Consider the following 21,115-nt stretch of genomic DNA (forward strand, 5'->3'; position numbering starts at 1 on the left):
CGGTCAGGCGTCGGCGGGCGGGGCCAGGACGACGTCGACGCTCAGCGGGCCCTCGCCGGCCACCACGGTCAGCGCGGCGATCCGCCCGGCGTCGGTCAGGTCGCCGCGGGCGGCCTCCACCAGCGGCACCTGCGCCTCGGGCGCGGTCACCGTCGCCGAGGAGACGTCGGCCCGCATCGACACCTTCGCGTCGGACTTGGCCTTGCGGACGCCGGCCAGCGCGGCCGCGACCACGGGGAGCACGGCAGGGTCCCCGCCGCCGGGCAGCTCGGCGGCCGACGGCCACGGCGCGCGGTGCACCGACCCGGCCTGCCACCAGGACCAGACCTCCTCGGTGACGAAGGGCAGCACCGGGGCGAACAGCCGCAGCTGCACCGACAGCGCCAGCGCGAGCGCCGCCTGAGCCGACTCCGCCGCCGGGCCGGTGCCGTAGGCGCGCGACTTCACCAGCTCCACGTGGTCGTCGCAGAACGACCAGAAGAACGCCTCGGTCACCTCGAGCGCGCGGGTGTAGTTGTAGGCCTCCATCGCGGCGGTGGCCTCCCCGACCACCGTCCCCAGCGCAGCGAGCACGCCGAGGTCGAGCGGCTCGGTCACCTGCTCGGCGGCGAGGTCCGCGGTCACGCCGAGGCCCAGCACGAACTTGCCGACGTTGAGGATCTTCATGGCCAGCCGCCGGCCGACCTTCATCTGCGCCTCGTCGAACGGCGAGTCCGCACCCGGCCGGGCCCCGGCGGCGCGCCACCGGACGGCGTCGGTGCCGTAGCGCTCGAGCACGTCGATCGGCGTGACGACGTTGCCCTTCGACTTCGACATCTTCTTGCGGTCGGGGTCGACGACGAAGCCGGAGATCGTCGCGTGCGTCCACGGCACCGCGCCGTGCTCGAAGTGCGAGCGGACGACGGTGGAGAACAGCCAGGTGCGGATGATGTCGTGCGCCTGCGGCCGCTGGTCCATCGGGAAGACGTGCGCGAACAGCTCCGGGTCGGTGTCCCAGCCCGAGGCCACCTGCGGCGACAGCGACGACGTCGCCCAGGTGTCCATGACGTCGGGGTCGGCGACGAACCCGCCCGGCACCCCGCGCTGCGACTCGTCGAAGCCCGGCGGGACGTCGGAGGCCGGGTCGACCGGCAGCGACGCCTCGTCAGCCAGGATCGGCTCGTCGTACACGGGGTCGCCGGCGGCGTCGAGCCGGTACCAGACCGGGAACGGGACGCCGAAGAACCGCTGCCGGCTGATCAGCCAGTCGCCGTTGAGCCCCTCGACCCAGTTCTCGTAGCGGTACCGCATGTGCTCGGGCACCCACTGGATCTCCCGGCCGCGGGCGACCAGCGCGTCGCGCAGCTCGGGGGAGCGCCCGCCGTTGCGGATGTACCACTGCCGCGTGGTGACGATCTCCAGCGGGCGCTCGCCCTTCTCGAAGAACTTCACCGGGTGGGTGATGGTCTTCGGCTCCCCGTGCAGGTCGCCGGACTCCCGCAGCAGCTCCACGATCCGCTGCTGGGCGCTGAACGCCGTCCTCCCGGCCAGCTCGCCGTAGACCTCCGCGGGGACGCCGTCGGGGGCGTCGGGGACAAAGCGGCCGTCCCAGCCGATCACCGCGCGGGTGGGCAGCTGCAGCTCCCGCCACCAGGTGACGTCGTTGAGGTCGCCGAAGGTGCAGATCATCGCGATGCCCGAGCCCTTGTCCGGCTCGGCCAGGCGGTGGGCGACCACGGGCACCTCGACGTCGAACAGCGGCGTGCGCACCGTCTGCCCGAACAGCGGCCGGTACCGCTCGTCGTCGGGGTGGGCGACCAGCGCGACGCAGGCGGGGAGCAGCTCGGGCCGGGTGGTCTCGATGAAGACCGGGCCGGCCGGGCCGGAGAAGGAGATCCGGTGGTAGGCGCCCGGGCGCTCGCGGTCCTCGAGCTCGGCCTGGGCGACGGCGGTGCGGAAGGTGACGTCCCAGAGGGTCGGCGCCTCCTGCGCGTAGGCCTCCCCGCGCGCCAGGTTGTGCAGGAACATCCGCTGCGCGGTGGCCCGCGACGTCGCCGAGATCGTCCGGTAGACGTTCGACCAGTCCACCGACAGCCCGACGCGGCGCCACAGCTGCTCGTAGGCGCGCTCGTCCTCCTCGGTCAGCCGCTCGCACAGCTCGACGAAGCTGCGCCGGCTGACCGGCACCTGCTCCTTGCCGGGCCTGTCCGGCGGGGTGAAGGACGGGTCGTAGGGGAGCGCGGGGTCGCAGCGGACGCCGTAGTAGTTCTGCACCCGCCGCTCGGTGGGCAGCCCGTTGTCGTCCCAGCCCATCGGGTAGAAGACGTGCTTGCCGCGCATCCGCTGGTAGCGGGCGACGATGTCGGTGTGGGTGTAGCTGAACACGTGGCCCACGTGCAGCGACCCGCTGGCCGTCGGCGGCGGGGTGTCGATCGAGTACACCTGCTCGCGCGGCGCGGCCAGGGCGGCGGCGCGGTCGAAGGCGTAGGTGTCCTGCTCGGCCCAGCGGGCGACCCAGGTGTCCTCGAGACCGTCGAGGGTGGGCTTGTCGGGTACGCCGGCCCCGGCTCCCGGGGCGGTGCTGACCGGGGTGGCGGAGTCGGTGACCATGACCTCCATCCTAGGAACCGTCCGGCTGGCATCCTGGGGAGGATGAGCAGCGACGGCTTCGGCGACATGGCACGCGTGGAGCAGGAGCTGCTGGCGCGCTGGCCGGAGACCCGGCTGGAGCCCTCCCTGAGCCGCATCGCCGCGCTGGTCGACCTGCTGGGCGACCCGCACCGCGCCTATCCCGTCGTCCAGGTCGCCGGCACCAACGGCAAGACGACGACGGCGCGGATGGTCGACGAGCTGCTGCGCGGCTTCGGCCTGCGGGTGGGCCGCTTCACCAGCCCGCACCTGCAGTCGGTGCGCGAGCGGATCGTGCTCGACGGCGAGCCGGTCAGCGCCGAGCGCCTCGTCGAGACCTACGACGACATCGCGCCCTACGTGCAGATGGTGGACGCCGCCGGCGAGCACCCGATGAGCTTCTTCGAGGTCACGGTGGGGCTGGCCTACGCCCTGTTCGCCGAGGCCCCGGTCGACGTCGCGGTCGTCGAGGTCGGCATGGGCGGCACGTGGGACGCCACGAACGTCGTCGACGCGCGGGTCGCCGTCGTCACGCCGGTGGCGCTGGACCACTCGGAGTACCTGGGTCCCGACGTCGCGACGATCGCGGGGGAGAAGGCCGGGATCGTCAAGCGCGACGCGATCGCCGTCCTCGCCCACCAGCAGCCCGGGGCGCTCGACGCGCTGGTGCGCCGCGCGGTCGAGGTGGAGGCCGTGGTCGCCCGCGAGGGCACCGAGTTCGGCGTGCTCGACCGGAAGGTCGCCGTCGGCGGGCAGCAGCTGCGGCTGCAGGGCCTCGGCGGCGAGTACGGCGACGTCTTCCTCCCGCTGTTCGGCGCGCACCAGGCGCAGAACGCGGCCACCGCGCTGGCCGCCGTCGAGGCGTTCCTCGGCGCCGGCGCGGCCACCGGACCGGTCGACGTCGAGACCGTGCGGGCCGCCTTCGCCGCCGTGCGCTCCCCGGGCCGGCTGGAGCGGGTGCGCACCAGCCCGACGGTGCTCGTCGACGCCGCGCACAACCCCGCCGGCATGGCCGCCACCGTCGAGGCGATCCGGGAGTCCTTCGACTTCACCCGGCTGGTCGGCGTCGTCGGCGTGGTGCACGGCAAGGACGTCGAGGGGATGCTGCGCGAGCTGGAGACCGTCTGCGCCGAGCTGGTGGTGACCCAGAACGGCTCGCCGCGGGCGCTGCCGGCCGACGAGCTGGGCGCGCTGGCGGTCGACGTGTTCGGCGCCGACCGGGTCAGCGTGTCCCCGCGGCTGCCCGAGGCGCTCACCGAGGCGATCGAGCTGGCCGAGGCCGGGCCCGACGACGCCCTGGGCGGCTCGGGCGTGCTGGTCACCGGCAGCGTGGTCACCGCCGGCGAGGCCCGCACGGTGCTCGGCGGCCGGTCGTGACGGCGCCCGACCCGGTCCGCGCCGCCCGCGCCCTGCGCGGGGCCGCCGCGGCCGTGCTGCTGCTCGAGGGCATCGCGGTGCTGTTCGTCCCACGCGCCATCGCCCAGACCGAGGCGGGGCTCGGCGGCGTCCGGTTGACGATCCTGCTGGCGCTCGCCCTCGTGCTCGTCCTCGCCAGCGGCGTCCAGCGGCGGCCGCGCGGGCTGGAGATCGGGACCGCGCTGCAGGTGCCGCTGCTGCTCACCGGGCTCATCGACTCGGCGATGTGGTTCGTCGGCGGCGTCTTCGTGCTCATCTGGCTGTACCTGCTGCAGATCCGCAAGGACCTGCTCGGGTCGCCGTTCCGCGAGCCCGCCGCCGGCGACTGACGCTCAGGCGGCGGAGCGGTCCTCGAGCTCCTGCCGCAGCCGGACGACGTCGGTGCCCAGCTGCCGCAGCACGCGCTCGACGACCGGGTCGGCCACGGCGAGGACGCCGACGACCAGGTGCCCGGTGTCGATGACCCGGCCGCGGCGCGGGCGGCGCTGCGCCAGGACGTGCCGGAGCGCGCCCTCGAGCGCCCGCTTGCCCCCGTCGGCGAACGGGATGTGCCCGGGGTGCTCCGGGGAGCCGCGGTCCAGCGCGCCCGGCCCGAAGGCGGACTCCGCCGCCGCCCGCACCCGGTCCAGGTCGATGCCGACGGCGGCGAGGGCGTCGGCGTCCAGCGGGCCGCCGGAGCGGGCGAGCGCGTCCCGGAGGGTCGCCTGGTCCAGCCCGACGGCCCGCAGGGCGCTGCCCCCGCGCCCCGGGTCCCGGCTGAGGGCGAGCAGCAGGTGCACCGGCTCGATCCGCCCGGCGCGCAGGTCGCGGGCCTCCTCCCGGGCCACCACGACCGCGGTGCGGGCCTCGAGGGTGAAGCGTTCGAACACCTCAGACGTCCTTCCTGCTCCGGGCGTGCTTCTTGTGGACGGCCTGCCGGGACACCCCGAGCGCCCCGGCGATCTGCTGCCACGACCAGCCCCGCGCCCGCGCGTTGCCGACCTGCAGCACCTCCAGGCGCTCGGCGAGCTCGCGCAGCGCCCGGACGGCCCGCAGGCCGGTGTCCGGGTCGTCGGCCGCGGCGGCGGTGGTGACGTCGGTGGGAGAGGCCATGCGTCAACCATGGTTGACGCCATCCGGCTTGTCAACCTCGGTTGACGCGCGGCGTCCCGTAGGCTGCCGCCCCGTGACTGATCGCACCCTGGTCCTCGTCAAGCCCGACGGCGTCGCCCGCGGCCTCGTCGGAGAGGTCGTCTCGCGGCTGGAGGCCAAGGGCCTGCGCCTGGTCGCCGCCGAGCTGCGCACGCTGACCCGCGAGGTCGCCGAGGAGCACTACGGCGAGCACCGCGAGAAGCCCTTCTTCGGCTCGCTGGTCGAGTTCATCACCGGAGGCCCGCTGCTGGCCCTCGTCGTCGAGGGGCCCCGTGCGGTGGAGGCGTTCCGCGCGCTCGCCGGCGCCACCGACCCGGTCAAGGCCGCACCCGGCACCATCCGCGGCGACTTCGGTCTCGAGGTGCAGAACAACATCGTCCACGGCTCGGACTCCGCCGAGTCCGCCGCGCGCGAGATCGGCCTGTTCTTCCCGAGCCTGTAAGTGGCTGGACCCCGCCCCCGGGGCCGGGGATAGCGTCGGGGGCGTGGGGGAGTCGCTGGTCCGGGCCCGGGGCCTGGTGAAGCGGTTCGGTGGGTACACCGCGGTCGACGGCATCGACGTCGACATCGCGCCCGGGGAGGCCTTCGGCTTCCTCGGACCCAACGGGGCCGGCAAGAGCACGACGATGCGCATGATCGGCGCCGTCTCGCCGCCGACCGCGGGGGAGCTGCGGGTCCTCGGAATGGACCCTGCCGTCGACGGCCCGGCCATCCGGAGGCGGCTCGGCGTCGTCCCGCAGACCGACAACCTCGACCTGGAGCTCACCGTCGAGGAGAACCTGCTGGTCTACGGCCGCTACTTCGGCCTGCCGCGGGCCACCGTGCGGGCGCGGGCGGCCGAGCTGCTCGACTTCGTGCAGCTCACCGACCGGGCCGGTGACCGGGTCGAGCCGCTGTCGGGCGGGATGAAGCGGCGGGTCACCATCGCCCGGGCGCTGGTCAACGACCCCGACGTCGTCCTGCTCGACGAGCCCACCACCGGGCTCGACCCGCAGGCCCGGCACGTGCTCTGGGAGCGGCTCTACCGGCTCAAGCAGCGCGGCGTCACCCTCGTCCTCACCACCCACTACATGGACGAGGCCGAGCAGCTGTGCGACCGGCTCGTCGTCATGGACAAGGGGCGGATCGCCGCGCAGGGGTCGCCGGCCGAGCTCATCGCCGCCTGGTCCACCCGTGAGGTGTGCGAGCTGCGGTTCCCGCTCACCGAGGGCGGCCCGGGACCGGCCGCGCACGCCGACGCGCTCGCCCCGCTGACCGCCCGCGGCCTCGCCGAGCGGGTCGAGGTGCTGCCCGACCGGCTGCTGCTCTACACCGACGACGGCGACGCGGCGCTGTCCGCCGTCCTCGCCCACGGCCTGCAGCCGGTGTCGTCGCTGGTGCGGCGCAGCTCGCTGGAGGACGTCTTCCTCCGGCTCACCGGCCGGACGCTGGTCGACTGACGTGCCCGGACCGGCCGCCTGGTCGCTGTTCCTGCAGCGGCTGACCGCGCACCGCCACTACTGGCGCAGCAGCGCGATCGGCAGCGTGCTCGAGCCCGTGCTCTTCCTCGCCGCGATGGGTCTGGTCCTCGGCTCGCTGGTCGACCGCGGCCCCGGGGTGCCCGGCGGCGTCGGGTACCTGGCCTTCCTCGCGCCCGGCCTGCTGGTGGCCGCGGCCATGCAGACCGCCACCGGGGAGTCGAGCTACCCGGTGCTCGGGGCGATCAAGTGGGACCGCACCTACGAGGCGCTGCTGGCCACCCCGGCCCGCCCGGTCGACCTGGTGGCCGGGCACCTGCTCTACGTCGCCTTCCGGGTGACCACCTCGGCGGCCGCCTTCCTGCTGGTGCTGCTCGCCTTCGGCGCGGCGCGCAGCCCGCTCGTGGTGCTCACCGTGCCGGTGGCGCTGCTCACCGGGCTGGCCTTCGCCGCGCCGGTCACCGCGCTGGCCGCCCGGCTGGAGGAGGACGCCGCGTTCGCCGCCCTGCAGCGGTTCCTGCTGGTCCCGATGTTCCTGTTCAGCGGCACGTTCTTCCCGGTCGAGCAGCTGCCCGCCGTCCTCCGGGGGATCGCCTACGCCACCCCGCTGTGGCACGGCGTCACCCTCGCGCGCGACCTGGCCCTGGGGACGGCGGAGGCCGGGCCGGCGCTGCTGCACGCCGGCTACCTGCTGCTGTGGACCGCGGCCGGCGCCGTCCTCGCCGCGCGCGCGCTGACCCGGCGGCTGGTCCGGTGAGCGTCCCCCGGCCGGCCGGCCCGTCGGTGTCGCTCGTGCTGCGGGTCGTGCCGCTCTACCCGCTCTCGCCCCGGCGCGCCGGCTCCCTGGTGCACCGCAACCTGCTGGTGGCCCGCCGCAACTGGGTGGTCTACGTCTCGGGCTTCTCCGAGCCGTTCTTCTACCTGCTGTCCATCGGCGTCGGCATCGGCGGGCTGGTGGGCGAGGTGGTCACCGACGGCGGCACGGCGCTGAGCTACCAGGAGTTCGTCGCACCGGCGCTGCTGGCCTCGGCCGCGATGAACGGCGCGGTCTACGACGCCGTCTTCAACCTCTACTTCAAGTTGAGGTACGCCAAGCTCTACGACGCGGTGCTGGCCACCCCGGTGTCGGCGGCCGACGCCGCGGTCGGGGAGACGGTGTGGGCGCTGCTGCGGGGCGCGGTGTACTCCGCGGCGTTCCTGCTCGTCATGCTGGCGCTGGGCCTGGTCGGCTCCTGGTGGGCGGTGCTGGCGCTGCCGGCCGCCGTGCTCATCGGGTTCGCCTTCGCCGCGGTGGGGCTGGCCGCGAGCACCTTCCTGCGCGGCTGGCAGGACTTCGAGTTCGTCCAGGTCGCCGTCCTGCCCCTGTTCCTGTTCTCCACGACCTTCTACCCGCTGTCGGCCTACCCGCGGCCGCTGCAGCTCCTCGTCGAGTGCACCCCGCTCTACCACGGCATCGAGCTGGTGCGGGGGGTCGTCACCGGCGACGTCCGCTGGGCGCTGCTGGGCTCGGCCGCCTACCTGCTCGTCATGGGGGTCGTCGGCCTGGCGATCGGCGCCCGGCGGCTGGAGCGCCTCCTGCTCCGCTAGAGCCCGCCGCTAAGCGACGGCGGTGAGGACGCGGCCGTCGCGGAGCAGGGCCGTGACGGCGTCGGCCGGCACCGGCGAGCCGAACAGGTGGCCCTGCGCGGTGTCGCAGCCCAGCGCCCGCAGCGCGGCGAGCTGGCCCGGCTCCTCGACGCCCTCGGCGACCACCTGCAGGCCCAGGCTGTTGCCCAGCGCGATGACCGCGTCGGCGAGCGACCCGGCGGCGGCGTCGGCGGCCAGCAGCGCCACCGACGTGGTGTCGATCTTCAGCCGGTCCAGCGGCAGGTCCTGCAGCCGGGACAGCGACGAGGACCCGGTGCCGAAGTCGTCGATGGCCACCCGCACGCCCAGCGCCCGCACCTCGCGGATGCCGGCGGCGGCATCGGGTCCGGCGGCCACCGCCTCGGGCACCTCGATCTCCAGCCGGGCGGGGTCGACGCCGGCGTCCCGCGCGGCCGCGGCGAGGGCGACCGCGAGGTCGCCGGTGCCCAGCCGCCGGGCGGACACGTTGACCGCCACCCCCAGCGCGGGCAGGCCGGCGTCGTCCCAGGCGCGCAGCTGCCGGCAGGCCTCGCCGATCACCCAGTCGTCGATGGCGTCGACGACGCCGGAGGTCTCCGCGACCGGGATGAAGCCGGCCGGCTCGACCAGCCCGCGGCTGGGCGACTGCCACCGCGCCAGGGCCTCCACGCCGGTCACCACGCCGGTCCGCAGGTCCACCTGCGGCTGGTAGAGCACCCGCAGCTCGCCGTTGGTGACGGCGGCGCGCAGGTCGCGCACCAGCTCGTCCTGGGCGGTGACCTCCTCGCGCATGCCGCGCTCGAACACCCGGACCCGGTTCTTGCCGCCGGACTTGGCCACGTACATCGCCAGGTCGGCGTCGCGCAGCAGGTCGTCCATGCCGCGGCGGTCGGTGGCGCCGGTGAGCGCCACCCCGACGCTGCCGCCCACGGTGAACCGCTCGTCGCCGAAGGCCACCGGCTCGCGCAGCGCGCCCAGCAGCCGCTCGGCGACGGCGACGACGTCCCGCCGGCCCTCGACGTCCTCCATGAGGACGACGAACTCGTCGCCGCCGAGGCGGGCCACGGTGTCGGCCGGGCGCACCACCGACTCCAGGCGCCGGGCGACCGCGGTGAGGACGGCGTCGCCGGCCTCGTGCCCGCACTCGTCGTTGACCGCCTTGAAGTCGTCGAGGTCGACGAGCAGGACGGCGTGCCGGCGGGCGCGGCGGTCGGCCAGGGCGTGCTCGAGGCGGTCGGCCAGCAGCGTCCGGTTGGCCAGGCCGGTGAGCGGGTCGTGCAGGGCCAGCCGGGCCAGCTCGCCCGCCTGTTCCTCCAGCTGCCGGGCGGCCGCGCGGGCCTCGGCCTCGGCCCGCTTGCGCCCGGTGATGTCGCGGGCGATCCCGGCGACGCCGGTGAGGGTGCCGTCCTCGTGGTGGATGGTCGAGAAGGTGACCAGCGCGTCGAACTCCGAGCCGTCGCGCCGGCGGTGCCGGCGCTCCACCGGCGCCATGCTGCCCGACAGCGCCGTGAGGTCGGCGGGGGACTCCCCGTCGCCGGTCAGCACCGACATGTGGCGGCCCACGATCTCGCCGGCCGCCCAGCCGTAGAGCCGCTCGGCGCCGGGGTTCCAGCTGGTGATCCGCCCGTCGGGGCTCAGGGTGGCGACGGCGTCGTCGGTGCACTGGACGACGGCCGCCAGCCGGGCCAGCTCGTCGCGCTGGGCGGAGAGCTCCGCGGTGCGCTCGGCCACCAGCTGCTCGACGAGCTCGCGGCGGTCGTCGAAGCGGCGCCAGGCGGCGAGGCAGGCCCAGCTCTCCAGCAGCACGAACGCCGCGTGCAGGGAGGCCATCGGCAGGGGGGCGACGTCGTGCTGGAACACCGCGTGGGGCAGCAGGCTGCCCAGCACGAAGTGGTGCACCGCGACGAAACCGACGGCGAGCAGGAAGGGCGCCCGGGCGGCGTAGAGGGCGGCCAGCGGGAGCAGCGCGAAGAAGAGGAAGTGCGCCTCGGTCTGCCCGCCCGACAGCTGCACGCCCACCGCCGCGACCGCCATGAGCGCGAGCGCGGCGGCCGCCGCACGGGTGCTGCGCCGCAGCAGCGTCGTGCGCGCGAGGAGGGTCAGCGCCAGCAGGGGAGCGGTGGACAGTGCCGCGGTCGCCGGCCCGTGGCCGCGCAGCAGGGCGTAGACCGGCACCGCCGCGACGAGGACGGCGAGGGCGCGGAGGACGAAGGCGTGGTGGGTGGCCCACTGCTCGGGGGGCATCGCCCGGCCGCGGGGCAGGGAGAACACCGCCCGGCCGCGGGGCAGGGAGAACACCGCCCGGCCGCGGGGCAGGGAGAACACCGCCCGGCCGCGGGGCAGGGTCTGCGGGGACCGGGTGCGGGAGACGCCGTCGGCGTCCCTGGGCACGGTCGTGGTCCCGGCCGGCTCGGGCACGTTCCCCCCTGAGGCCGTCGTGCTGGTCACCGTGAGTGTAGGCCCGCACACGCTGCGGCGCCTCTCGGCGCGGGGGTCGCAGCACGGGGCGCGGCGTCTACCCTGGACCGGTCATGTCTGGACAGAGCCTCTACCCCCGTCTCGAACCGCTGCTGGCCCAGGTGCAGAAGCCGATCCAGTACGTCGGCGGGGAGCTCAACGCGCAGGTCAAGGCGTGGGACGACGTCGCCGTCCACTGGGCGCTGATGTACCCCGACGCCTACGAGGTGGGGCTGCCCAACCAGGGCCTCATGATCCTCTACGAGGTGCTCAACGAGCGCCCCGACGCCCTCGCCGAGCGCACCTACGCCGTGTGGCCCGACCTGGCCGCGCTGATGCGCGAGCACGGTGTCGGCCAGTTCACCGTCGACGCGCACCGCGCCGTCCGCGACTTCGACGTCCTCGGCGTCAGCTTCGCCACCGAGCTCGGCTACACCAACCTGCTCGAGGCCCTCGACCTCGCCGGGGTCCCGCTGCACGCGGCCGACCGCGACGAGACGCACCCGGTCGTCGTCGCCGGCGGGCACGCGGCGTTCAACCCCGAGCCGATCGCCGACTTCGTCGACTGCGCCGTCCTCGGCGACGGCGAGCAGGTCGTCGGGGACGTCACCGACGTCGTCGCGGCGTGGAAGGAGCAGGGCCGCCCCGGCGGCCGGGTCGAGCTCCTGGCCCGCCTGGCCCGCGTCGACGGCGTCTACGTGCCCCGCTTCTACGCCGTCTCCTACGGCCCCGACGGCGCGATCGCCGCGGTCGCCCGCACCCGCGACGACGTCCCGGTGCGGGTCGGCAAGCGCACGGTCATGGACCTCGACGAGTGGCCCTACCCGAAGACGCCGCTGGTGCCGCTCGCCGAGAGCGTGCACGAGCGGATGAGCGTGGAGATCTTCCGCGGCTGCACGCGCGGCTGCCGGTTCTGCCAGGCCGGGATGATCACCCGCCCGGTGCGCGAGCGGACGATCACCGGCATCGGCTCGATGGTCGACCAGGGCCTGCGCGCCACCGGCTACGAGGAGGTCGGGCTGCTCTCGCTGTCGAGCGCCGACCACTCAGAGATCGGCCAGGTGGCCAAGGAGCTCGCCGACCGCTACGAGGGCACCAACACCGGGCTGTCGCTGCCGAGCACCCGGGTGGACGCGTTCAACGTCACGCTGGCCAACGAGCTGTCCCGCAACGGCCGGCGCTCCGGGCTGACCTTCGCCCCGGAGGGCGGCAGCGAGCGGATCCGCCGGGTGATCAACAAGACCGTGTCCAAGGAGGACCTGGTCCGCACGGTCACCACGGCCTACGCCAACGGCTGGACGCAGGTGAAGCTCTACTTCATGTGCGGCCTCCCGACGGAGACCGACGAGGACGTGCTGGAGATCGCCGAGCTCGCCGTCGAGGTCATCCGCGCCGGCCGCGAGGCCAGCGGGCGCAAGGACGTCCGCTGCACCGTCTCCATCGGCGGCTTCGTGCCCAAGCCGCACACCCCGTTCCAGTGGGCCGGCCAGGCCAGCGCCGAGACGATCGACCACCGGCTGCGGGTGCTGCGTCAGGCCATCAACGCCGACCGCCGCACCGGCCGCTCCATCGGCCTGCGCTACCACGACGGCCAGCCCGGCGTGGTCGAGGGCCTGCTCTCCCGCGGCGACCGCCGGGTGGGCCGGGTCATCGAGCGGGTGTGGCGCGAGGGCGGCCGCTTCGACGGGTGGAGCGAGCACTTCTCCTACGAGCGCTGGACCGCCGCCGCGGCCGCCGAGCTCGCGCCGCTGGGCCTGGACCTCGACTGGTTCACCACCCGCGAGCGCACCCAGGACGAGGTCCTGCCCTGGGACCACCTGGACTCCGGGCTGGACAAGGAGTGGCTCTGGGACGACTGGCAGGACGCCCTGTCGGAGGAGGAGGTCGCCGACTGCCGGTGGACCCCCTGCTACGACTGCGGGGTCTGCCCGACCAACGGCACCGAGATCCAGATCGGTCCCACCGGGCGCAGCCTGCTCCCGCTCACCGTCGTGGGTCGCTGAGGTGGCCCGGTAGTGGCCCGCCAGCCCGACGGGCCGCCCCCGCCGCCCACCGTGCAGAAGCTGCGGCTGCGCTACGCCAAGCGCGGCCCGCTGCGCTTCGCCTCGCACCGTGACCTCGCCCGCGCGCTGGAGCGGGCGCTGCGCCGCGCGCAGGTGCCGATGGCCTTCTCGGCCGGCTTCTCGCCGCACCCGAAGATCTCCTACGTGGGCGCGGCGCCCACCGGGGCGGCCAGCGAGGCCGAGTACCTCGAGATCGGCCTGGCCCGGCGCTGCGACCCCGAGCAGGTGCGCGCCGCGCTGGACGCGTCGTTGCCCGCCGGCGTCGACGTCCTGGAGTGCGTGGAGGCGGCCGAGGGCGGCGGGTCGCTGGCCGACCGGATCGACGCCGCCCGGTGGCGGGTCGAGCTGCCCGGCGTGGAGCCGGGTGTGCTCGCCGCCGCGGTCGACGCGTTGCTGGCCCGCGACGAGGTGCTCGTCGCCAAGCGCACCAAGAACGGCCTGCGCGACGTCGACGCCCGGGGCCCGGTGGCCTCGGCGTCCACGGGCGGGGAGGCAGGTTGTGCCATACTGCACGTGGTCGTCCGGCAGGTGACGCCCGCCGTTCGACCCGACGACGTGGTGGCCGCTCTGGCTGCCGTCGCCGACCTGCGCCCGCCGTCGCCCCCACGGGCCGTGCGTGAGGCGCAGGGCCGGCTCGACGGCAGCGGGACCGTGGCCGACCCGCTCGGTCCCGACCGAGAGGCGCGCGCCCGCTGCCAGGGGGAGCACGCCGCGGTCTGACCGGGGAGCCCGGACGCTCCTGCGCCGTCGAGCGGCACGGCTGCCAGACGTGCCGCCGCCCGGAACCACCCGAGACCACCGCACGACCGCACCACCTGCAGTCCGCACCACCTGCAGTCCGGCTCCGGCCGCGGCGACCGCCGCGCGGGACCGACCACAGACTTCGCAGGCCGGGCGGCCGCCGCACCCCTCGCGGCCGCCCGGCCCGCCCAACCCGTGCTCCTGCGCGGCCGCCTGTCCTCCGACCGGCGCCCGGGAGCACCACACAGGAGGCGAGCCCTCGTGGCCGACCAGGACGACGACACGACCACCACCGGCGACAGCACCCCCGGGGACACCGGCGGGACCCCCGCCACCGACACCCCCGCGGCGCCCGACCTCCCGCCCGGCGACGCCGCCGTCGCCGAGGTGCTCAGCGGGGAGGCCGCCACCGGCGAGATCCCCGACGAGCCGCCCGCCGAGACCGCCGTGGCCGAGACCGCCGTGGCCGAGACCGCCGTGGCCGAGACCGCCGTGGCCGAGCCCCCGGTGGCGGAGTCCCCGGTGGTGGAGTCCCCGGTGATCGGGACCCCCGCCGAGGAGGAGCCCGAGGACGACCCGGCGCCGTCCCCCTTCGGCGCCCAGTTCAGCTCCCCGGAGCCCACCGCCGTCATCGCCCGCCCCCGCCGCCGGGCCACCCGGCCCGCCGGTGCGGCCGACCCCGGCACCTACACCCCGCCCCCGCCGCCGGTCGCCCCGGCGATCCCGGCCTTCGTCAGCTTCGTGGCACCCGAGGCCGAGGTGGCCCCGGCGCCGCGCCGGCGCAGCCGCCGGCCGCTGCCGGAGTCCCCGGAGGTCGAGGAGGCCGCCGGGCCGGACGAGGACGCCGAGGAGACCCCGGCGCCGCGCCCGCGCCGTGGCCGGTCCCGGCGCCGCGGCGGCGAGGTCCCCGCGGCCGACGAGCCGCGTCCCGAGGCCGACGAGGACGCCGCGGACGAGACCGAGGACGTCGACACCGACGCCGATGTCGACACCGACACCGACACCGACGTGGAGGGCGACGCCGACCGCGACGACGCCGACCGCGAGGACGGCGGTGGCAGCCGGCGCCGCCGCCGGGGCCGCCGTGGCCGTGGCCGCGGGCGCACCGGCGACGACGCCGAGGGCGACGGCGAGGACGCCGAGCGTGCCGGCGAGGACACCGATGACGAGTCCGACGACGAGGACGCTGACACCGACGCCGACGCCGACGAGGCGGCCGAGGGGGACGAGGCCGAGGGCGGGTCGAGCACCCGGCGTCGCCGTCGCCGCCGGCGCCGCGGCGGGGACACCGCCGCCGAGACCGCGGCCGACGACGACGACCGCCCCGAGCGGGCCGGCCGCACCGGCCGCACCACCAGCGACGACGACGTCCGCGGGGTCGCCGGCTCCACCCGGCTCGAGGCCAAGCGCCAACGCCGCCGCGAGGGCCGCGACACCGGCCGCCGCCGCGCGCCGATCCTCAGCGAGGCGGAGTTCCTCGCTCGCCGCGAGTCGGTCGAGCGCCGGATGGTCATCCGGCAGCGCGGCGAGCGCACGCAGATCGCCGTCCTCGAGGACGGCGTGCTCGTCGAGCACTACGTCACCCAGGCGCAGGCGACGTCCTTCGCCGGCAACGTCTACCTCGGCCGCGTGCAGAACGTGCTGCCCAGCATGGAGGCGGCCTTCGTCGACATCGGCAAGGGCCGCAACGCCGTCCTCTACGCCGGCGAGGTCAACTGGGACGCCGCCGGCCTGTCCGGCAAGCAGCGCTCGATCGAGCAGGCGCTGAAGTCCGGTGACAAGGTGCTGGTGCAGGTCACCAAGGACCCGATCGGCCACAAGGGCGCCCGGCTGACCCAGCAGGTGAACCTGCCCGGCCGGTTCCTGGTCTACGTGCCCGGCGGCTCGATGACCGGCATCAGCCGCAAGCTGCCCGACACCGAGCGCCAGCGGCTCAAGGACGTCCTCAAGAAGATCGTCCCCGAGGACGCCGGCGTGATCATCCGGACCGCCGCCGAGGGCGCCTCGGAGGAGGAGCTCACCCGCGACGTCGCCCGGCTGCAGGCGCAGTGGGAGGTCATCCAGACCAAGGCGTCGTCGAGCAGCAACGCGCCCACGCTGCTCTACGGCGAGCCCGACCTGGCCATCCGGGTCATCCGCGACGTGTTCAACGAGGACTTCACCGAGCTCGTCGTCCAGGGCGACGACGCGTGGGACACCGTCGAGGCCTACGTCGCGCACGTCTCCCCGGAGCTGACCGGGCGGCTGACCCGGCACACCGGCGAGGGCGACGTGTTCCGCGACCTGCGCGTCGACGAGCAGCTGGCCAAGGCGCTCGACCGGAAGGTGTGGCTGCCCTCGGGCGGCTCGCTGGTCATCGACCGCACCGAGGCGATGACCGTCGTCGACGTCAACACCGGGAAGTTCACCGGCTCGGGCGGCAACCTCGAGCAGACCGTCACGCGCAACAACATGGAGGCGGCCGAGGAGATCGTCCGCCAGCTCCGGCTGCGCGACATCGGCGGCATCATCGTCATCGACTTCATCGACATGGTGCTCGAGAGCAACCGCGACCTGGTGCTGCGCCGGCTCACCGAGTGCCTGGGCCGCGACCGCACCAAGCACCAAGTCGCCGAGGTCACCTCGCTGGGCCTGGTGCAGATGACCCGCAAGCGGGTCGGCCAGGGCCTGCTCGAGGTGTTCTCCGAGCCGTGCGAGCACTGCCGCGGCCGGGGTGTGCTCGTGCACACCGAGCCCGTGGACGACAAGCGGCGCGGCGGCGGGGGCAACGGCCCGGGCGGCCCGGGCGGCCCGGGCGGCTCCGGGAACTCCGGCGGCAACGGCCGGCGCGACCAGTCCCGCAAGGACGCCGAGCGCAAGGAGACCGAGCGCAGCAACGCCGAGCGCAAGGAGACCGAGCGCAAGGAGACCGAGCGCCGGGAGACCGAGCGCCGGGACGCCGAGCCGGTCCCCGTGCCGGTCGGCGCCGAGGCGGCCGAGGGCAGCGGTCCGGAGAGCGGGGACGGTCAGCGGTCCGGCGGCCGCCGCCGCGGGCGCCGCAACCGCGGCCAGGCCGGCGAGGAGCGCGCCGCCGAGGATGCCGCGGTGCTCGCCGCGGCCTCCGGGGACGCCGACGAGACGCCCGGGGCCGACGACACCGTCGAGGCCGACAGCGCCGACGAGGCCGACCGTGCCGAGGTCGCCGAGGTGCCGGACACGGAGGGGACCGGGCCGGTGGGCGCCGAGGCGGCGAGCGGCGGGCCCGTGACCGGCGGTCCCGAGCCGGTCATCGAGGAGCCCACCGCGGCCGAGCTCGCGGCCACCCCGGTCGTGCCGGAGCCCGCCGCGGCCGGCGGCGCGGAGCCGGTCGCGGAGCCGGCGCGGCAGGTCCCCGACGAGGACGACGAGGACGAGGAGGACGTGCCCGCGTCGGCCGGTCCCGACGACCCGGCGCCCTCCCGCGACCCGCAGGCGCCCGGCAGCGACCCCGCCACCGCGTCCGGCAACGGCGCGGACCCGGCCGCCGGTGGGCGTCCGCGCCGCCGCCGCGCGGCCAGCCGCCCGGCCGGTCCGCCGGCCTCCTGAGGCGCCGGGGGCGCGTTCGACCCGGCTGCGACCGCTCGGGTACGCTGGTCGGGTTGCACCGCCCCGGACCGGGTCCTGCCCGGGGCCGATGAGGCGGTGCGGCCCGTCCAGCACCCGGCGCCCGCGCCGGGGTGCGCGTGCAGGGCGCATCGCGGGACAGACAGCAGCGATCGAGGAGTCAGTGGTGTACGCAGTCGTGAAGGCCGGTGGCCGGCAGCACAAGGTGGCCGTGGGCGACCGGTTCACGGTCAACCGTCTCGTGGGTGAGGCGGGCGACACCGTCACCCTGCCGGCCCTGCTCCTGGTCGACGGCGAGACCGTCACCAGCGACGCGCAGGCCCTGGCCGGCGTCACCGTCACCGGCGAGATCGTCGGCCACGGCAAGGGCCCGAAGATCCGCATCCACAAGTTCAAGAACAAGACCGGCTACCACAAGCGTCAGGGCCACCGTCAGCCGCTGACCGACGTGGTCGTCCGCGACATCACGAAGGGCTGACGACGACATGGCACACAAGAAGGGCGCCTCGTCCTCCCGCAACGGCCGCGACTCCAACGCCCAGCGCCTGGGCGTGAAGCGCTTCGGTGGCCAGGTCGTCAAGGCCGGCGAGATCATCGTGCGCCAGCGCGGCACCCACTTCCACCCGGGTCTGGGCGTCGGCCGTGGCGGCGACGACACGCTGTTCGCGCTGCTGCCCGGCTCGGTCACCTTCGGCACCCGCCGTGGTCGCAAGACCGTCTCGATCACCGCGGTCGAGGCCTGACGAAGGACCCCCTTGCTCCCCGCCACTCGCGAGCTCGCGGCGGGGTCCTGCGAGGGGGCCGTCCCAGCACGTCACCACGCCACGAGCGCACGGGCCGGCCGGCCCGTGCGCTCGTCGGCGTTGAGCAGGCAGTGAGCAGGTAGAGCAGACATGGCCGCTTTCGTCGACCGCGTCGTCGTGCACGTCGCCGCGGGCAACGGCGGTCACGGCGTCGCGTCCGTGCACCGCGAGAAGTACAAGCCCCTGGGCGGCCCCGACGGCGGCAACGGGGGCAACGGCGGCGACGTCGTCCTCGAGGTGGACCCCAGCGTCCACACGCTCCTGGACTTCCACCACCGGCCGCACCAGCGCGCCGGCAACGGCCGCCCCGGCGCCGGCAGCCACCGCAACGGCGCCAACGGCGAGGAGCGGGTGCTGCGCGTGCCCGAGGGCACCGTCGTCAGCGTCGGCGGCGAGGTGGTCGCCGACCTCGTCGGCGCGGGCAGCCGCGTCGTCCTCGCGCAGGGCGGCCGGGGCGGCCTGGGCAACGCCGCGCTCGCCAACCCGCGGCGCAAGGCGCCGGGCTTCGCGCTGCTCGGCGAGCCCGGCGAGGCCTTCGACGCAGTCCTGGAGCTCAAGAGCGTCGCCGACGTCGGCCTGGTCGGCTTCCCGTCGGCGGGCAAGTCGTCACTGATCGCGGCGATGTCCGCGGCCCGGCCCAAGATCGCCGACTACCCGTTCACCACGCTGGTGCCCAACCTCGGCGTGGTCCGCGCCGGCGACACGGTGTTCACGATGGCCGACGTCCCCGGGCTCATCCCCGGCGCGGCCACCGGCAAGGGGCTGGGCCTGCAGTTCCTCCGGCACGTCGAGCGCTGCGCGGTCCTGGTGCACGTCGTCGACACCGCCACCCTCGAGCCCGGGCGCGACCCGGAGACCGACATCGAGGCGCTGGAGCAGGAGCTGCGCGAGTACGGCGGCGAGGAGCTCGACCTGGTGGGCCGGCTGCGGTTCGCCGTCCTCAACAAGGTCGACGTCCCCGACGGGCGTGACCTGGCCGACCTCGTCCGGCCCTCCCTGGAGGCCCGCGGGCTGCGGGTGTCCACGGTCAGCGCCGCGACGGGGGAGGGGCTGGCCGAGCTGGGCTACGCGCTGGCCGCCGCCGTGGACGAGCACCGCGCCGCGCTGCCCGCGCCCGAGCCGGCCCGCGTCACGCTCACCCCGCGGGCGGTCGACGACTCGGGGTTCACCGTCACCCCCGACCCCGACGACGAGGGCACCTTCGTCGTCCGCGGCGTCAAGCCCGAGCGCTGGGTCCGGCAGACCGACTTCACCAACGACGAGGCGGTCGGCTTCCTCGCCGACCGGCTCAACCGCCTCGGCGTGGAGGAGGAGCTCACCCGCCTCGGCGCGCAGGAGGGCGACACCGTCGTCATCGGCGACGTCGCCTTCGACTTCCAGCCGACCCTCCCCGCCGGCACCCCGCTGGCCGAGGAGACGGCGGGCCTGGGCGGCCGCGGCACCGACAGCCGCATCGACGCCCCGCACCGGGTGCGCGCCGCGGAGCGGCTGGCGGCCAAGAAGGCCCGCCGGGTGCCCTACGAGCTCACCGAGACCTGGACCGACGACGAGCTGCCCGACGACGAGCTGCCCGGGGACGACGCGTGAGTGTCCGCCCGGAGATCGCCGGCGCCGGCCGCGTGGTGGTCAAGGTCGGCTCCTCGTCGCTGACCACGCTGCCCGGTGGCCTGGACCCGGCGCGGCTGACCGCGCTGGTCGACGTGCTGGCCGCCGTGCGTGCGCAGGGCCGCGAGGTGGTGCTGGTGTCCTCCGGCGCGATCGCCGCCGGGCTGGCCCCGCTCGGCGTCGAGGGCCGCCCGCGCGACCTCGCCACCGCGCAGGCCGCGGCCAGCGTCGGCCAGCTGCGGCTGGTGCAGACCTACGCCGACGCCTTCGACCGGCACGGGGTCACCATCGGCCAGGTGCTGCTCACCGCCGACGACCTCACCCGGCGCAGCCACTACCGCAACGCCCGCCGGACGCTGGAGCGGCTGCTCACCCTGGGCGCGCTGCCGATCGTCAACGAGAACGACACGGTGGCCACCGAGGAGATCCGCTTCGGCGACAACGACCGGCTCGCCGCGCTGGTCGCCCACGTGGCGGCCGCCGACGCGCTGGTGCTGCTCTCCGACGTCGACGGCGTCTACGACGGCGACCCGCGCACCGGCCCGGCGCGGCTGATCGACCGGGTGCGCGGCTCGGGCGACCTGGCCGCGGTCACCCTCGGCACCGCCCGCCGCAACGGCGTGGGCACCGGGGGCATGGCCACCAAGGTCGAGGCGGCGCTGATCGCCTCGGGCGCGGGCGTGCCCGTCGTCGTCACCTCCACCCCGCAGGCCGCCGCGGCGCTGGCGGGTGAGCGGGTGGGCACCCTCTTCGAGCCGCACGGCCGCCGTCCGACCGGCCGGCAGTTCTGGCTGCGCTACGCCAGCCGGCCGCGCGGCCGGCTGCTGCTCGACGACGGTGCCGTGCGCGCCGTCCGCGAGCGGTCGGCCTCGCTGCTGGCCGCCGGCATCACCGGCGTCGACGGCGACTTCCTCGCCGACGACCCGGTGGACCTGGTCGCGCCCGACGGCGGCGTCGTCGCCCGCGGACTGGTCGCCTACGACGCCCGCGAGCTGCCCGCGCTGCTGGGCCGGCGCACCCCCGACCTCGACCCGGAGTACCGCCGCGAGGTGGTGCACCGCGACGAGATGGTGCTGGTCGGGGCGCCGCGGGGGGCTGCGAGACTGCCCCGGTGACGATCCGTCCCATCCGCGAGCTCGGCGACCCGGTCCTGCGCACCCCGGCCGACCCGGTGCGCGCCTTCGACAGGGAGCTGGCCGCCCTGGTGCGCGACCTGGTGGAGACCGTCGGCCGCCCCGGCCGCGCCGGGCTGGCCGCACCGCAGATCGGCGTCGGCGCGCGGGTGTTCTCGTACAACGTCGACGGCGTCATCGGGCACGTGGTCAACCCGACGCTCACCGAGCTGTCGGAGGAGACCCAGGACGGCGACGAGGGCTGCCTGTCGGTGCCGGGCCTGTGGGCGCCCACCGTGCGGGCGGCGCACGCCGTCGTCGAGGGCTTCGACGTCCACGGGGAGCCGGTCCGGGTCGAGGGCAGCGGGCTGATGGCACGCTGCCTGCAGCACGAGGTCGACCACCTCGACGGGAAGGTGTTCCTCGACCGGCTGACCGGCGAGGCCCGCAAGACCGCCCTGCGCGCACTGCGCGACCGGTGAGGAGCCTCGTCCTCCTCGCCCCTCGCGAGCTCGGGGCGAGCCTCTGGACGAGGC

The 21,115-nt window shown here is 75.5% G+C and carries 18 protein-coding genes; 14 read left to right on the forward strand and 4 right to left on the reverse strand.

Annotated elements, in window-relative coordinates:
• Positions 1-3: 3 nt before the first annotated feature.
• Positions 4-2,589 carry a valine--tRNA ligase gene (gene valS / locus BMZ33_RS17515; protein ID WP_091114416.1) on the reverse strand — a complete coding sequence of 862 codons (2,586 nt, stop codon included), beginning with the start codon at positions 2,587-2,589 and terminating at the stop codon, positions 4-6.
• Positions 2,590-2,631: 42 nt separating this feature from the next.
• Here valS and BMZ33_RS17520 point away from each other — a divergent pair, with 42 nt between their 5' ends.
• Positions 2,632-3,984 carry a bifunctional folylpolyglutamate synthase/dihydrofolate synthase gene (locus BMZ33_RS17520; protein WP_091113771.1) on the forward strand — a complete coding sequence of 451 codons (1,353 nt, stop codon included), beginning with the start codon at positions 2,632-2,634 and terminating at the stop codon, positions 3,982-3,984.
• Positions 3,981-4,352, forward strand: a complete 372-nt coding sequence (locus BMZ33_RS17525; protein WP_091113774.1) for a DUF4233 domain-containing protein — start codon at positions 3,981-3,983, stop codon at positions 4,350-4,352. Before BMZ33_RS17520 ends, BMZ33_RS17525 begins: the two co-directional genes overlap by 4 nt.
• A gap of 3 nt (positions 4,353-4,355) precedes the next feature.
• Here BMZ33_RS17525 and BMZ33_RS17530 read toward each other — a convergent pair whose 3' ends face one another.
• Positions 4,356-4,892 (reverse strand): Clp protease N-terminal domain-containing protein, encoded by a 537-nt coding sequence (locus BMZ33_RS17530; RefSeq protein WP_091113778.1) that lies wholly within the window; start codon positions 4,890-4,892, stop codon positions 4,356-4,358.
• 1 nt (position 4,893) lies between these two features.
• Complete coding sequence (locus BMZ33_RS17535) at positions 4,894-5,115, reverse strand: helix-turn-helix domain-containing protein (RefSeq protein WP_091113782.1); 222 nt, start codon at positions 5,113-5,115, stop codon at positions 4,894-4,896.
• Between the two features lie 73 nt (positions 5,116-5,188).
• Here BMZ33_RS17535 and ndk point away from each other — a divergent pair, with 73 nt between their 5' ends.
• The 4 genes from ndk to BMZ33_RS17555 are packed head-to-tail and all read left to right on the forward strand — an operon-like array spanning position 5,189 to position 8,198.
• The gene (gene ndk, locus BMZ33_RS17540) at positions 5,189-5,596 is read left to right on the forward strand and encodes a nucleoside-diphosphate kinase (protein WP_091113786.1); all 408 of its coding nucleotides are present in this window, start codon (positions 5,189-5,191) and stop codon (positions 5,594-5,596) included.
• 43 nt (positions 5,597-5,639) lie between these two features.
• Entirely contained in the window at positions 5,640-6,593 is a 954-nt protein-coding gene (locus BMZ33_RS17545) for an ABC transporter ATP-binding protein (protein WP_091113789.1), read from the forward strand.
• Between the two features lies 1 nt (position 6,594).
• Positions 6,595-7,368 carry an ABC transporter permease gene (locus BMZ33_RS17550; protein WP_091113792.1) on the forward strand — a complete coding sequence of 258 codons (774 nt, stop codon included), beginning with the start codon at positions 6,595-6,597 and terminating at the stop codon, positions 7,366-7,368.
• Positions 7,365-8,198 (forward strand): ABC transporter permease, encoded by an 834-nt coding sequence (locus tag BMZ33_RS17555; RefSeq protein WP_091113796.1) that lies wholly within the window; start codon positions 7,365-7,367, stop codon positions 8,196-8,198. Before BMZ33_RS17550 ends, BMZ33_RS17555 begins: the two co-directional genes overlap by 4 nt.
• A gap of 9 nt (positions 8,199-8,207) precedes the next feature.
• On the opposite strand, the gene BMZ33_RS17560 is transcribed toward BMZ33_RS17555, so the two are convergent.
• Complete coding sequence (locus BMZ33_RS17560; protein ID WP_136697339.1) at positions 8,208-10,664, reverse strand: putative bifunctional diguanylate cyclase/phosphodiesterase; 2,457 nt, start codon at positions 10,662-10,664, stop codon at positions 8,208-8,210.
• A gap of 83 nt (positions 10,665-10,747) precedes the next feature.
• On the opposite strand from BMZ33_RS17560, the gene BMZ33_RS17565 reads away from it, so the two are divergent.
• The 8 genes from BMZ33_RS17565 to def all read left to right on the forward strand — a co-directional run bounded on the left by BMZ33_RS17565 (position 10,748) and on the right by def (position 21,061).
• On the forward strand, positions 10,748-12,676 hold the full coding sequence (locus tag BMZ33_RS17565; protein WP_091113803.1) for a TIGR03960 family B12-binding radical SAM protein: 1,929 nt from the start codon (positions 10,748-10,750) through the stop codon (positions 12,674-12,676).
• Between the two features lie 12 nt (positions 12,677-12,688).
• Positions 12,689-13,456 (forward strand): TIGR03936 family radical SAM-associated protein, encoded by a 768-nt coding sequence (locus BMZ33_RS17570; RefSeq protein WP_091113806.1) that lies wholly within the window; start codon positions 12,689-12,691, stop codon positions 13,454-13,456.
• A 282-nt stretch (positions 13,457-13,738) separates the two neighbouring features.
• Positions 13,739-17,041, forward strand: a complete 3,303-nt coding sequence (locus BMZ33_RS17575) for an Rne/Rng family ribonuclease (RefSeq protein ID WP_169064499.1) — start codon at positions 13,739-13,741, stop codon at positions 17,039-17,041.
• A 184-nt stretch (positions 17,042-17,225) separates the two neighbouring features.
• Entirely contained in the window at positions 17,226-17,537 is a 312-nt protein-coding gene (gene rplU, locus BMZ33_RS17580) for a 50S ribosomal protein L21 (RefSeq protein ID WP_091113808.1), read from the forward strand.
• A gap of 7 nt (positions 17,538-17,544) precedes the next feature.
• Positions 17,545-17,802: a 50S ribosomal protein L27 gene (gene rpmA, locus BMZ33_RS17585; RefSeq protein WP_091113813.1), complete on the forward strand. Its 258-nt coding sequence runs from the start codon at positions 17,545-17,547 to the stop codon at positions 17,800-17,802.
• Positions 17,803-17,952: 150 nt separating this feature from the next.
• The gene (gene obgE, locus BMZ33_RS17590) at positions 17,953-19,449 is read left to right on the forward strand and encodes a GTPase ObgE (RefSeq protein ID WP_091113817.1); all 1,497 of its coding nucleotides are present in this window, start codon (positions 17,953-17,955) and stop codon (positions 19,447-19,449) included.
• Positions 19,446-20,582: a glutamate 5-kinase gene (gene proB / locus BMZ33_RS17595; RefSeq protein WP_091113821.1), complete on the forward strand. Its 1,137-nt coding sequence runs from the start codon at positions 19,446-19,448 to the stop codon at positions 20,580-20,582. Before obgE ends, proB begins: the two co-directional genes overlap by 4 nt.
• Positions 20,579-21,061 (forward strand): peptide deformylase, encoded by a 483-nt coding sequence (def, locus tag BMZ33_RS17600; RefSeq protein WP_091113824.1) that lies wholly within the window; start codon positions 20,579-20,581, stop codon positions 21,059-21,061. Before proB ends, def begins: the two co-directional genes overlap by 4 nt.
• Positions 21,062-21,115 lie beyond the last annotated feature (54 nt).

This window comes from Geodermatophilus dictyosporus (genome assembly GCF_900115505.1).
GTDB classification, from domain to species: Bacteria; Actinomycetota; Actinomycetes; order Mycobacteriales; family Geodermatophilaceae; genus Geodermatophilus; species Geodermatophilus dictyosporus.